The sequence below is a fragment of the Bradyrhizobium genosp. SA-3 genome, assembly GCF_004212635.1.
In the GTDB taxonomy this organism is placed as follows: domain Bacteria; phylum Pseudomonadota; class Alphaproteobacteria; order Rhizobiales; family Xanthobacteraceae; genus Bradyrhizobium.
Map to the genome: position 1 here is coordinate 1 of NZ_PSRT01000191.1, position 13,043 is coordinate 13,043.

Genomic DNA, 13,043 nt, shown 5'->3' on the forward strand with positions numbered 1-13,043 from the left:
TGCGGGAGAGGGTTGGGGAGAGGGTGCTTTCGCAATGGGACAATCGCCTAGTGGAGAGAGCCCTCACCCGGCGCTTCGCGCCGACCTCTCCCGCAAGCGGGAGAGGTGCGCGAGCCCGCGGCAATCGATCCAACCTAATTCCGTTTCGTTTCTAGCCGAACTGGTCCCTCCAAGCCGGCTGAGCGCCCGCGAAGGGCAAGGCCGCCGCGCTGTAGACGCCACGCGCGATCGCGCGTGCGACCACGTTGGCAGCGATTGTGCCAAGCTCGGTGAGGCCGACCAGCGGCTCGATCGGCTTCGCGCAGGTCGCGGCGGCGAACAGCACGTCGCCGTCGGTCGGCGCATGGACCGGATAGATCGCGCGGGCAAAGCCGGTATGCGCGATCATCGCCAGCCGCTTGGCCTGGGGTTTGGTCAGCACCGCATCGGTGACGATGGCGCCGATAGTGGTGTTCTCGCGCGCGCTCGCCGCGGGACCGCCCTTGATGCGCATGCGGAGCATGTCGTCGGTGAATTTGTCCGGCAGGCCGCGTCCGCCGAATTCGCCGTCCACCTCGAACGGCGCCGCCCAGAACCACGGTCCGTCGCCGACGGTGACGCTGCCCACAGCGTTGACCGCGACGATCGCCGCGACCTTGACGCCATCAGGCGTCACCGCCGAGGCCGAGCCGAGCCCGCCCTTGAACGTCGCGGTGGTGGCACCGAGGCCGGCGCCGACGCTGCCGAGCGCGAAGTCCGTGCCGGCGGCGGCTGCCGCGGCGTAGCCGAGGTCGCGATAGGGCGAGAAGCGTCCCCAGGCCTTGTCGCCACCGTTGAGGAGGTCGAACAGGATCGCGCCCGGCACGATCGGGATCAGCGCTTCGCGAACCCGGTAGCCGCGGCCCTGCTCGGCGAGCCAGGCCTGCACGCCGCCGCCGGTATCGAGGCCAAAGGCGGAGCCGCCCGACAGCGCGATGGCGTCGACGCGCTCGACGGTGTTGGCAAGATCGAGCAATGCGTCCTCGCGCGTGCCGGGGCCGCCGCCGCGAACGTCGATGGCGGCGACCGCCGGAGAATCGAAGATAACCGCGGTCGCGCCCGAGGCGACTTTTGCGTCTTCGGCATGGCCGACGCGGACGCCGGCGATGTCGGTGAGGAGATTTTTCAAACTGGCCTCGTGAGCTGAGAGGAGTTCGCATCTGCGATAGCGCAGAGACGTCGCAGGCTCAACTGGCGAGGGCCGCCCTGAGCATCTTGGCGAGCTCGGACTTGCGGTAGGGCTTGGCCAGCAGCAGTACGCCGGAATCCAGCCGGCCGTGATGGACGATGGCGTTCTCGGTGTAGCCCGAGGTGAACAGCGTCTTCAGGTCGGGGCGGCGCCTGTGCGCTTCGTCGGCAAGCTGGCGGCCATTCATGTTGCCGGGCATGATGATGTCGGTGAAGAGCAGGTCAATGGTCTTGTCGCTGTCGATGATGGTGAGGGCCTCGGCGCCGTTGGCGGCCTCGAGCGCGGTATAGCCGAGGCTCTTGACCTGCGTCACAACATATTGCCGCACCAGCGCGTCATCTTCGACGATCAGGATCTTCTCGTTGCCGCCGGTGATGGGCGCATTCAGGAACGCTTCGAATTCGGTCTCCTGAACCCCGGTCGAGCGCGGCAGGTAGATCTTCACGCTCGTGCCGTGGCCTTCCTCGCTGTAGATCTTGATGTGGCCGCCAGACTGCTTGACGAAGCCGAACACCATGCTCAGGCCCAGGCCGGTGCCCTTGCCGACCTCCTTGGTGGTGAAGAAGGGATCGAACACACGGTCGATCAGGTCCGCCGGAATTCCGCTGCCGGTGTCGCTGACCGCAATCATCACGTAGCTGCCGGCGACCATGTCAGGGTTCATGCTGGCATAGCCGTCGTCGAGGAAGATGTTGCGCGTCTCCAGCACCAAGGTGCCGCCGTCGGGCATGGCGTCGCGCGCGTTCAATGCCAGATTGAGGATCGCGGTGGAGAGCTGGCCCGGGTCGACCAGCGTCGGCCAGGCATCCTCGGTGAGCTGCGGCACGATCGTGATCTGCTCGCCGAGCGTGGGATGCAACAGCTTGGCGGCTTCGAGCACCAGTGCGTTGACGTCGATCTCGCGCGGCTGCAGCGGCTGCTTGCGCGCGAAGGCAAGCAGGTGCTTGGTCAGCTGCGCGCCCCGCTCGGCGGCATCGTCGATCAACTTGGTGATGGCGGCAAGCTCGGGCCGGTCGGCGACGGCGTCGCTGAGAATGCCGATCGTGCCCGTGATGACGGTCAGCACGTTGTTGAAGTCGTGGGCGACGCCGCCGGTCAACTGGCCGATGGAGTCCATCTTCTGGACCTGCCGGAGCTGGGCTTCGGCGGCCTGCTTGTCGGTGAGGTCGCGGCCGATGAAGAAGTGGCGCTTCACCGGCTCCGACCAGGTGCCCATCCAGTTCAGCGTGACCTCGTGACCGTCGTAGTGGTAGTAGCGCGCCTCGAAACTGCGCTTGACCGCGCCGCGCCGGGCCGCGCGCATCTCGCTCCGCGTGTTCTCGAGATCGTCGGGATGGATGAACTCGGTCGCGCTGTGCCCGACCATGTCCTCGGGGCTGTAGCCGAGGATGTTCTTCACGCTCGGGCTGATCTGGACGAAATTGCCATAGCCGTCGGTGACCAGGATCAGGTCCTGCGATGTCTCGAAAATGCGCTGGCGTTCTTCGATCTCGCGGCGCAGCTTCTCTCTCGCCTGCTTCTCTTCGGTAATGTCATGGGCGATCTTGGAGGCGCCGATGATCTCGCCATGATCTGTGCGCAAAGGGGAGACATTCAGGACGACGTCGAGCGGGCGTCCGTCTTTTCGGATGCGGATCGTCTCGTGCTGGGCGATCGATTCGTTGCTGGCGATCCGGTTGAGGATGCTCCTGACTTCGCCCTTGAGATCCGGCGGCACGATGATGTCGATCGGCTTGCCGACCGCCTCCGCAGCGGAATAGCCGAACAGATGTTCGGCGGCCTTGTTCCAGCCGGTGATGATGCCGTCGAGCGTTTTCGTGATGATGGCGTCGTTGGAGGACTCGACCACCGCGCCATACAGGGCGAGGCGCTTGCCGTAATAGTCGCGTTCCGAAGCCGATTGCTGGCGCAACCTGCCGACGAGGCCCACCGTGTGCGCCTGAAGGCGGACATTCTCGATGAGGAGCACCGCAAGCACGAAGCTCGCCGCGGCGAGGCCATAGAGCCGGCCGGCATAGAAGCCGAGATCGAAGCGCGCGACGTTGACGATCGCCGACAGCGCGATGTCGAACAGCCAGGCGCACATGACGACCATGAGCCAGACGTCGATCACCGAATGCGGCCTGCGGAACCAAAGCGAGACGAGCGCGGCAAAGCTCAGCGACCACACGAAGGACACGACGCCGATCATGGTCGGCGTGTAGCGGCCGTCGCGTAGCAGGACCGGTAACAGATCGTGCTGCACGGTGACGATCCAGGTGAAGACGGCCATCGCGGCGATGACGCCGAGCACGCTGGCACAGATCGCACTGCTCGTCGCTCCCCGAACCCGGGGGCCTCCGTCCCTTTCCTTCAGCCAGGCGTAGCCCAGCACGCACAGCGGGAAGACGCAGTGCCAGATCATGTAAAGCCAGACCGTGGTCTGCCGGCCCGCGCCGAAGAGCCCGGTCGGTGTGAACAGGCCGGGGAAGGTGAGGGCATGGACCAGCGCCGCCGCGGCGGTGAAGAGATAACCGGTCGCGAGCCACAGCAAGGCGCGGGTCCGCAAGACTGCAAATTGCGACAGCAGCAGCACTGCCGTGACGATGTCGCTCACGGCGAGCGCCGATTGATAACTCGCGACGAAGGCGGGGACGGGCAGGAGCGGGGTACCCGCGAAGGGCACGGCCGCTGCGAACAGGATCGAGGACACGCCGACAATCGTCAACGCCGCGCTGCGGTCGGTCGAGGTGGCCGGCAGGGTCGAAAGAAATGTGCTTCGGTCGATCGGTGCAGGCACGTCCACCTCTCGCGGGTCGGTCTTGAGCAGGTCAGCTTTGAGCAGGGTTTTGAGCATCTCCGCTTCGTCTCATTCGGCCGTTAGCCCCATTCATGGTAGCCGGTTCTGGGCGCGGATCGTGAACGGAACCGATGGCGACTCAACCGAAGGTTACAGATTACTTAAACGGGGTAAGACGCGCTTTACTGGGTGGTGTCATAATGCCCCTCCGTCCCGGCGGGTTCCAGGTTTGAATCAGCGAATTTGATCTCAATATCGGAAGTTGTCCCCATGCCTCGCGTTCTGATCATCGACGACCAGAAGGACGTCCGCGCGATGGTCGCGATCGTGCTTCGGGTCAATCGTTTCGAGGTCGTAGAGGCCGAAAGCGGTGCGGCCGGGCTGAAAGCCTTTGCGGAAAGCTCGTTTGACGCGGCGATCGTCGACATCTTCCTCGGTGATACCAGCGGCGTCGACGTCATCGCGACCCTGCGTGAGCGCGCGCCTGCGCTCCCCGTCGTTGCGGTGTCCGGAATGACGACGCTCGATTTCATGGAATCGCCCCACCTCGCCGACGTGGTCTGCCTGCAAAAGCCGTTTCGGCCGAATGATCTCCTGCAAGCCCTGCGAAAGGCCCAGGCCGCGGCGGGCGGCGAGCTGCCGGCAGCCGTCTGACCTCACGTAAGAAGAAACGCCCCGGGGCAAGCCGGGGCGTGATGATGATTTGTCGGTCTGAGGTCACACCAGCGGGCTAGGTGCCGCTGCCGGTGATCTCGGCGTAGCCGCCCTTGGCATCCCATTTGTAGACGACGTAGTCGATCTGCTTGATGTCGCCCTTGGCGTCATACTCGATCGGGCCGATCACGGTGTCCCACTTGCCGGCCTTCATCGCCGCCATGACCTTCTTGGGGTCGGTGGTGCCGGCCTTCTTGGCGGCCTGCGACCAGACCTGCATCGCCGCGTAGGTGTAGAGCGTGTAGCCCTCGGGATCGATCCCCTTGGCCTTGAAGGCCTCGACGATCTTCTTCGCCGTCGGCTTGTTGCGCGGATCAGGGCCGAAGGTGAACAGGGTGCCTTCGCCGGCCGGACCGGTGATGGAGGCGTACTCCTTGTCGGCGAGCGCGTCGCCGGCCATCAGCACGGTCTTGAGGCCCTGATCGCGCATCTGACGCAGGATCAGGCCGCTCTCCTGATGATAGCCGCCGACATAGACGAGGTCGATGTTGTCGCGCTTCAGGCGCGAGACGATCGCGTTGAAGTCCTTGTCGCCCTTGTTATAGGACTCGTACATCTTCTCGATGACGCCGGCCTTGTTGAGCGCCTTCTTGGTCTCGTCGGCAAGACCCTTGCCGTAGGTGGTCTTGTCGTTGAGGATCGCGATGTTCTTGCCCTTGAAGTTCTTGGCGATGTACTGCGCGGCGATCAGGCCCTGCTGATCGTCGCGGCCGCAGACGCGCGCCACGTTCCAGAGCTTGCGCTCGGTGAACAGCGGGTTGGTCGAGGCTGGCGTGATCTGGAGCACGTTGCCGTCGGCATAGGCTTCAGAGGCGGGGATCGACGACGACGAGCAATAGTGCCCCGCCACGAACGGGATTTTCGCGCCCGCGATCTTCTCGGCGATCGAGCGCGCCTGCTTCGGATCGCAAGCGTCGTCCTGGACGGACAGCGCCAGCTTCTTGCCGTTGACACCGCCGGCGGCGTTGATGTCGGTCACGGCCATCTCGGCGCCGTTCTTCATCTGGCGGCCGAAGGCGGACTCGCCGCCGGTCATCGGGCCAGCGACTGCGACGGTGACATCCTGCGCGAATGCCGCGCTCGACAGCGCGAGCGATGCGCCGAATGCCAGACCGATGAGCTTCAGTGATTTCATGAGATACCTCGCGGGTGGTCGCCTGTGGAAGTTGCCGGGCTTGCCCGGTCCAAACCGGTCCCATTCTCGAATGAAATTGCCGAGAAGTCACCGGCAAAATACGTGCATGGGCGGAGATATCTCGCCACATTCGGTCGTACGTGGTTCGCCCTTAGTCGCCTTTGGGGGGCGTCAGCCGTGCCGGCCGCCTTCCAGATAGGCGGCGCGAATCTCGGGGCGCTGCAACAACTCGGCGCCGGTCCCGGCCAGCGTGATCAGCCCATTGACCATGACATAGCCGCGATGGGCGAGCTTGAGCGCATGATTGGCGTTCTGCTCGACGATCAGAACGGTCAGGCCGTCCTGCCGGTTCAGGGTGCGGATCGCATCGAAAATCTGACGGGCGATCAGCGGTGCCAGCCCGAGCGAGGGCTCGTCGAGCAGGAGCAGGCGGGGGCGGCTCATCAGCGCGCGGCCAATTGCCAGCATCTGCTGCTCGCCGCCGGACAGGGTTCCACCGCGCTGGGCATAGCGTTCCTTCAGCCGCGGAAACAGCGTGAACACGCGCTGCAGCGTGGCCTCGCGCTCCGCATCGGTGCATCCGGTGGCATCCGCCCCCATCTGGAGGTTTTCCGCAACGCTCATACGAGGGAAGATGCGGCGGCCTTCCGGCGATTGCGCGATGCGCAAATGCGCGATCTCGTGGGTGGGAACGTCGGTGATGTCGCGACCTTCGTACAGGATCTGGCCGGCGCGGGCGCGCGGCTTGCCGAAGATCGTCATCATCAGCGTCGACTTGCCGGCGCCGTTGGCGCCGATCAGGGCAACGATCTCGCCGGCATTGATCTCGACATCGACGCCCTTCAGCGCCTCGATCTTGCCGTAAGCGGCGCGAAGACCGCGGATCGCGAGCAGGGGAGTGGGTGCCGACGTCACGTCCCGCTCTCCATCACGGCCACCGCCTCGTCTTCGTCGGCGCCGAGATAGGCGGCGATCACCTTGGGATCGTCGCGGACTTCGCGCGGGGAGCCTTCCGCGATCTTGACGCCATGGTCCATCACCACGATGTGGTCGGAGATCTGCATCACGACCGACATGTCGTGCTCGATCAGCAGGATCGAGGTGCCGAGTTCGTCGCGGATCGACAGCAGGAGCTCGCTCAAGGCCGCGCTCTCTCGCGCGTTGAGGCCGGCCGCGGGTTCGTCCAGGCACAATAGCGCGGGCTCGGTACACATGGCGCGCGCGATCTCGAGCCGGCGCTGATCGCCATAGGCGAAATTGCCGGCAGCGTCGTCGGCGCGGTCGAGCAGATTGACCCGCCTGAGCCACTCGGTGGCGAGATCGATCGCGCGCTTTTCGGCGTCGCGGTAGGTGGGAACGCCGAGGAGGCCGAGCAGGGTGAAGCCGGAGGCACGCATCAACACGTTGTGCTGCGCCACCATCAGGTTCTCCAGCGCGGTCATGCCGGGAAACAGGCGGATGTTCTGGAAGGTGCGCGCCACCTTGGCCTGCTTGGCGATGCGGAAATCGTTCAGCCGCTCCAGCGCGATCACCTTGCCGTCGTCATGCTTCAGGCGGATGGTGCCGCCGCTCGGCTTGTAGAAGCCGGTGATGCAGTTGAAGACGGTGGTCTTGCCGGCGCCGTTCGGTCCGATCAGTGCGGTGATCTTCTTCCGCTCAGCCGAGAGCGACAGGTCCTGCACCGCGACGATGCCGCCGAAGCGCATGGTGAGCCGGTCGACGCTGAGAATCTTGTCGCCGCTCATCCGTGCCCTTCCTTGACGAGATCGGAAGAGATGGCCTGCGCCTTGGTCAGATAAACGGTCGGCGCGCGGTGGCCGATCAGGCCGCGCGGCCGCCAGATCATGATCAGCACCATCGCCATGCCGAACACCAGCATGCGATAGGTTTCGAGGCCGCGGAACAGCTCGAAGCCGCCAATCATGGCGAGCGCAGCAAGCGCGACGCCGAGCTGCGAGCCCATGCCGCCGAGCACGACGATGGCGAGCACCAGCGCCGATTCCTGGAAGGTGAAGGATTCCGGGCTGATGAAGCCCTGGCGCGTGGCGAAGAACGCGCCGGCGAAGCCGCCGAACATGGCGCCCGTCGCGAATGCCGTGAGCTTGGTGGTCGTGGTGTTGATGCCGAGCGCGCGGCAGGCGACCTCGTCCTCGCGCAGCGCTTCCCAGGCTCGGCCGATCGGCAGGCGGCGCAGGCGGATCGTCACCCAGTTGGTGAGGAGCGCCAGCGCCAGGATCACATAGAACAGGAAGACGATGCGGTGGGTCGGCGAATACTCGATGCCGAGCTTCGCAGCGAGCCCATCGTCGCTGCTGTCGAGCGGGATGCCGAAGAGGGTAGGGCGCGGAATGCTAGAGACGCCGTTCGGCCCGCCCGTTAGGCTCTGCCAGTTGATGATGACCAGCCGGATGATCTCGCCGAAGGCCAGTGTCACGATGGCGAGATAGTCGCCGCGCAGGCGCAGCACCGGGAAGCCGAGCATCACGCCCCAGAGGGCGGCGAGAATGCCGGCGAGCGGCAGGCAGATCCAGAACGACCAGCCAAAATTGGTGGCGAGCAGCGCATAGGAATAGGCGCCCACCGCATAGAAGGCGACATAGCCGAGATCGAGCAGGCCGGCTAAGCCGACCACGACGTTGAGGCCCCAACCCAGCATCACATAGGTGAGCACTAGGATCGCGAGATCGAGGATGTAGCGCTGGTCATAGAAAAGCACGGGCACCAGCAGGGCGAAGATCAGGAGCGCCGGCGCGAGGAAACGGCCGACGAACGACATTCCGCTTTGCACTGCCGGCGGCACCAGCCGCTCGGCGCCGCTCGGACCGATCCATTGCCGCAGCAGCTCGATTACGATCGAGCCGCCGAACACGACGCCGACGAGGGATGCGAGCTCACCGAGGCGCGTCCAATAGGTGAGCTGGCCGGAGGAGCCCGCTTCGGTGCGGATACCGACCATCAGCGAGAACAGCACCAGCGCGACAGCTGCGTTGATGACGGCGGTTTTGAGGATGGAGAGGATGCCCGCTCTGGGTTTGGCCGTCATGGTCGAGGGAGCTGTCACGCGGCCGATCCGTCAGACTTTTTCGACTTCGGGGCGGCCGAGCAGGCCGGTCGGCATGAAGATCAGCACGACGATCAGGATCGAGAACGCCGCGACGTCCTTGTACTCGACCGAGAAATAGGCCGACCAGAACGTCTCGATCAGACCGATCGCAAGCCCGCCGAGCATGGCGCCGGGCAGCGAGCCGATGCCGCCGAGCACGGCCGCGGTGAACGCCTTGATGCCGGCGACGAAGCCCATGAAGAAGTCGACCAGGCCATAATAGAGCAGGTACATCAGGCCGGCGACCGCGGCGAGTGCGGCGCCGATCACGAAGGTCATGGAGATGGTGCGGTCGACGTTGACGCCGAGCAGCGCCGCCATGGTCTGGTCCTGTTCGCAGGCGCGCATGTCGCGCCCGAGCCGGGTGCGCGAGACCAGCCAGGTGAAGATCGCCAGCAGCACGATGGTGGTGATGACCACCATGATCTGGATGTTGGAAAGCTGGATCACGAAGCCGTCCGGGCTCTCATGCAGCGTGTAGCCGCCGGTGATGAAGGGCGGGATCGGCTTGACGCGGGCGCCTTGCGCCACTTGCGAGTAGTTGGTCAGCACGAACGACATGCCAATCGCCGACAGCATCGGGGCGAGGCGGAAGGAATGGCGCAGCGGCCGGTAGGCGATACGCTCGATGGTCCAGCCGTAGAGCGCGGTGATCGCCATCGAAACCAGCAGGACCACGAGCAGGATCACCGGGATTGCGGTGAGGCCGAACGAGATCAGGATCAGGAAGGTGATCAGCGCAATGAAGCCGCCGATCATGAAGATGTCACCATGCGCGAAGTTGATCATGCCGACGATGCCGTAGACCATCGTGTAGCCGATCGCGATCAGGCCGTAGATCGAGCCCAGGACGAGACCATTGATGAGCTGCTGGGCGAAATAATCCATAGACTGCCGTTACCAAACCTGACGCGGCTCAAAGGGAGCTCTTCGAGAGAGAGAATTCTCAAGTTTCTTCTCGGGTCCCGGCAGCCCTTGAGCGTTCTTCCAGTTTTGTAACAGGAGGGAACTGGCGGCTGCAACTGGCCAGATCTCGACATCAAGGCTTGTACAGAGGTCATTTTCGCCTTCGGTTCCCTCGAACAGTGAGGAACCGGCTTCCTAGGCAACCAAAATGGAGGGCGGCCGTTGTCTCGCCTCTGACGTCCAACAAGGGAGTTCCCCGAATGACGAAGCAGCAGAACCAGAATCCGGGTCAGCAGAGTCAGAACCCCGGCCAGCGCACGCCTCAGCAGCAGGGCGGCGGGCAGAAACCCGGACAGCAACAGCAGGATCCGATGCGCCAGGGCGACCGGCCCGGTCAGCAACAGGGCCAGGACAAGTAATTTGGGAGCCCAGGCGTGAGAAGAGGGGCCCTGCCGTAAGGCGGGGCCTTTTTATTGGGGGGCGCCCCGGTCCACCGGGCAGTTAAGGTAAACAAAGGGTTTAAATTGCCGCCACAGTCTGATGCGAGTTAGCTCCGGCAAAGCCGCTGCCTTCCGTTGAGGGCTTTCGGCAAACCAAGCGGGAAGCGGCATGTTCAGGAATTGGCGGATCGGCTCGGTCAACGGCGCGCTGCTGGCGGCCTATTTCGTCCCGGCCTGGACCCTCGTCGCCTTCAGCATCATGATGGCACCGGTGCACGGCCTCTATGAGCGGCCGAGCGTCGCGGTCGCGCTGTTCCTCAGCGACCATCTCGAGATGACGGGGATGAGCACGGTGCGGGCCGCTTGGCTGCTGGCCCTGGGCCGGCTGACCGTCGTGGCGTTCTTCGTGATCTATCTCGCGCTGCTCTGCATCCCCCGTACGCGGAAGAATGGCGGCAGCGACGAGGCGCTCGGCATTGCCCTGGCGATCGGCAGCCTGATCTCGTTTGCCAGCATGGTGATGGCCTCGAAGGTCGGCGAGATGGCCGCGCTCCGGCTGCACGCCACCGAGCTCCTGCTCTTGCTCGGTGCCGCCATCGTGGTGGTGATCGAGAAGCCGGCGACGGCGCCAAAGACTGTCGAGACCACCGCCCCGCTAGGTCTTGAGCAGGCCGAGCTCCTGCACAATCGCTGAGGCTTCCTTCACGGCGTGGTTCGCCGCCGGGACGCCGCAATAGATCGCCTGCTGCAGCAGGATTTCCTTGATGTCGTCGGGCGTGAAGCCGCCCTCGGCGAGCGCGGCGCGCACATGCAGGCGGAATTCGTCCCATTGCCCGAGCGCGACCATGGTGCCGATCACCAGCACCCGTCGCGTGCGCTCGTCGAAATGCGGCCGCGTCCAGATCTCGCCCCAGGCATAGCGGGTGATCAGGTCCTGGAAGTCGGTGTTGAACGCGTTGCGGCCCGCGATCGACTTGTCGACCCAGGTATTGCCCAGCACCTTTCGGCGTACATTCATGCCGGCATCGCGGCGGTTCTGGTCGTCCATTGTGTTTCCTCCTTCGTCATTGCGAGCGTAGCGAAGCAATCCAGAAATGCGTCCGCGGAGACAGTCTGGATTGCTTCGTCGCTACGCTCCTCGCAATGACGCGTTGTGAGATCAGCGCTGCGTCAAGAACCCCACGACCGCGTCCGTAAACGCGTGCGGCTGTTCGACGTTGGAAATGTGGGCGGCGTCGATGATGGTCATGCTGGCGCCGGGAATGCTCGAGCGGATCAGTTCGGCTGCCGAGATCGGCGTCGCCATGTCGTGGCGGCCGGCGATCACCAGCGTCGGGCTCTTGATCTTGGGAAGCAGCGCGCGCTGGTCCAGCGTCGACAGCGCCTCGCAGCAGGCGAGATAGCCCTCGACGGGGGAGGCGAGCAGCATCGACTTCATCTTCGCGGTGATCTCGGGCTCGCGCTCGCGGAAGTCCTGGGTCAGCCAGCCCGCGATCACGGCATCGGCGACCGCCGCGATGCCGCCCTTCTTCACGGCGTCGATGCGCTCCAGCCATTTGGTCGGCTCGGCATAATAGCAGGAGGTGTTGGCGAGGACGATCTTGCCGAAGCGTTCCGGCGCGTTGGCGCCCAGCCATTGCCCGACCATGCCGCCCATCGACAGGCCGCACCAGTGCACCGTCTCGATATTGAGATCGTCGAGGATCGCGAGCACGTCGCGGCCGAAGCGCTCCATCGTGTAGGGACCGGGCGGGACGTTCGATTTGCCGTGGCCGCGGCGGTCGTAGCTGATGACGCGGAACACCTGCGTCAGCGCCTTCATCTGCGGCTCCCACATTTGCAGCGTGCAGCCGAGCGAGTTGGAGAGCATCAAGGTCGGTCCGCCGTCGCGGCCCTCGACGGAGACGTTGAGCAGGCATCCGTCGGCATCGATCATGGGCATGCGGCGTCTCCGTATTTGCGGTTCTTATTCGCGGTCGAGGCTGTCGAGCAGCCGGTCGATCAGGGCTTGGGAAGCTCCTTGATAGGCCATCGGCTCGAACAATGCCGCAATTTTTTCCGGCGGCAGATGAGCAGTGATTAGCGAATCAGCCGACAGTACCTCGCGCAGATGCTTCTTCTCGGCGACCGCGCGCTTGCTGGCGGCCTCGACGAGATGATGCGCATCGCTCTTGCCGATCTTCTCTGCCAGCGCAAAGGTGACCGCTTCCGCCATGATCAGGCCGTGCGTCGCATCGAGATTGCTGCGCATGCGCGCGGCGTCGACGTCGAGGCCCTCGGCGATGTCGACGATGGCGGCAAGCGCCCCCGAGGTGACCAGCATCAATTGCGGCAGCGTCGGCCACTCCGCGTGCCAGGGGCCGGCACTGCGTTCGTGGTCCTGCACCTGCGCGGCAAAAATCGTCGCGGCGAGCTGCGGGGCCATGGTCGCAGCGCCGAGCGCGCTCGCGGCGGCAACCGGGTTGCGCTTGTGCGGCATGGTCGAGGAGCCGCCGCGGCCTTCGCCGGCGGGCTCGAACGCTTCGGCGACATCGGTCTGCATCATCAGCGAGACGTCGCGCGCGATCTTGCCGCAGCTGCCGGCGAGAATTGCAAAGCAGGAGGCGGCTTCCGCGATGCGGTCGCGATGGGTGTGCCAGGGCGCCTCCGGCAGCGGCAGGTTCAGCTCCTGCGCCAGCCGTTCGGCGACCGCGAGTCCCTTGTCGCCGAGCGCGGCGAGCGTGCCGGCGGCGCCGCCGAATTGCAGCGCGAGACCCTCG

13 protein-coding genes are annotated in these 13,043 nt (G+C 64.9%); 3 read left to right on the plus strand and 10 right to left on the minus strand.

What is annotated here, in order from left to right; translation table 11 throughout:
- Positions 1-151 precede the first annotated feature (151 nt).
- Both CWO91_RS38435 and CWO91_RS38440 read right to left on the minus strand, forming a co-directional pair.
- Positions 152-1,147: a P1 family peptidase gene (locus CWO91_RS38435; RefSeq protein WP_130220601.1), complete on the minus strand. Its 996-nt coding sequence runs from the start codon at positions 1,145-1,147 to the stop codon at positions 152-154.
- A 58-nt stretch (positions 1,148-1,205) separates the two neighbouring features.
- The gene (locus CWO91_RS38440) at positions 1,206-4,043 is read right to left on the minus strand and encodes a PAS domain S-box protein (protein ID WP_130220602.1); all 2,838 of its coding nucleotides are present in this window, start codon (positions 4,041-4,043) and stop codon (positions 1,206-1,208) included.
- A gap of 213 nt (positions 4,044-4,256) precedes the next feature.
- On the opposite strand from CWO91_RS38440, the gene CWO91_RS38445 reads away from it, so the two are divergent.
- Positions 4,257-4,640, plus strand: a complete 384-nt coding sequence (locus CWO91_RS38445; protein WP_128940412.1) for a response regulator — start codon at positions 4,257-4,259, stop codon at positions 4,638-4,640.
- Positions 4,641-4,716: 76 nt separating this feature from the next.
- On the opposite strand, the gene CWO91_RS38450 is transcribed toward CWO91_RS38445, so the two are convergent.
- From CWO91_RS38450 to CWO91_RS38470, 5 genes are all read right to left on the minus strand, one after another.
- Entirely contained in the window at positions 4,717-5,835 is a 1,119-nt protein-coding gene (locus CWO91_RS38450; RefSeq protein ID WP_130220603.1) for a branched-chain amino acid ABC transporter substrate-binding protein, read from the minus strand.
- Positions 5,836-6,006: 171 nt separating this feature from the next.
- Complete coding sequence (locus tag CWO91_RS38455; protein WP_130220604.1) at positions 6,007-6,750, minus strand: ABC transporter ATP-binding protein; 744 nt, start codon at positions 6,748-6,750, stop codon at positions 6,007-6,009.
- Positions 6,747-7,580 carry an ABC transporter ATP-binding protein gene (locus tag CWO91_RS38460; RefSeq protein WP_130220605.1) on the minus strand — a complete coding sequence of 278 codons (834 nt, stop codon included), beginning with the start codon at positions 7,578-7,580 and terminating at the stop codon, positions 6,747-6,749. The genes CWO91_RS38455 and CWO91_RS38460 overlap by 4 nt, the downstream gene beginning before the upstream one ends.
- Positions 7,577-8,878: a high-affinity branched-chain amino acid ABC transporter permease LivM gene (gene livM, locus CWO91_RS38465; RefSeq protein ID WP_130220610.1), complete on the minus strand. Its 1,302-nt coding sequence runs from the start codon at positions 8,876-8,878 to the stop codon at positions 7,577-7,579. The genes CWO91_RS38460 and livM overlap by 4 nt, the downstream gene beginning before the upstream one ends.
- 30 nt (positions 8,879-8,908) lie before the next feature.
- Positions 8,909-9,826: an ABC transporter permease subunit gene (locus tag CWO91_RS38470; protein ID WP_130220606.1), complete on the minus strand. Its 918-nt coding sequence runs from the start codon at positions 9,824-9,826 to the stop codon at positions 8,909-8,911.
- A gap of 278 nt (positions 9,827-10,104) precedes the next feature.
- Here CWO91_RS38470 and CWO91_RS43475 point away from each other — a divergent pair, with 278 nt between their 5' ends.
- Positions 10,105-10,263, plus strand: a complete 159-nt coding sequence (locus CWO91_RS43475; protein WP_165406001.1) for a hypothetical protein — start codon at positions 10,105-10,107, stop codon at positions 10,261-10,263.
- 190 nt (positions 10,264-10,453) lie between these two features.
- The gene (locus tag CWO91_RS38480; RefSeq protein ID WP_130220607.1) at positions 10,454-10,978 is read left to right on the plus strand and encodes a hypothetical protein; all 525 of its coding nucleotides are present in this window, start codon (positions 10,454-10,456) and stop codon (positions 10,976-10,978) included.
- Here the strand turns inward: CWO91_RS38480 and CWO91_RS38485 are convergent.
- From CWO91_RS38485 to CWO91_RS38495, 3 genes are all read right to left on the minus strand, one after another.
- Complete coding sequence (locus CWO91_RS38485; RefSeq protein WP_130220608.1) at positions 10,940-11,332, minus strand: carboxymuconolactone decarboxylase family protein; 393 nt, start codon at positions 11,330-11,332, stop codon at positions 10,940-10,942. The two genes, CWO91_RS38480 and CWO91_RS38485, sit on opposite strands and share 39 nt — an antisense overlap.
- A gap of 111 nt (positions 11,333-11,443) precedes the next feature.
- Entirely contained in the window at positions 11,444-12,226 is a 783-nt protein-coding gene (pcaD, locus tag CWO91_RS38490) for a 3-oxoadipate enol-lactonase (RefSeq protein ID WP_130220609.1), read from the minus strand.
- 24 nt (positions 12,227-12,250) lie between these two features.
- Positions 12,251-13,043: lyase family protein (locus tag CWO91_RS38495; RefSeq protein WP_245471508.1), on the minus strand; the 793-nt coding region annotated here is incomplete at its 5' end.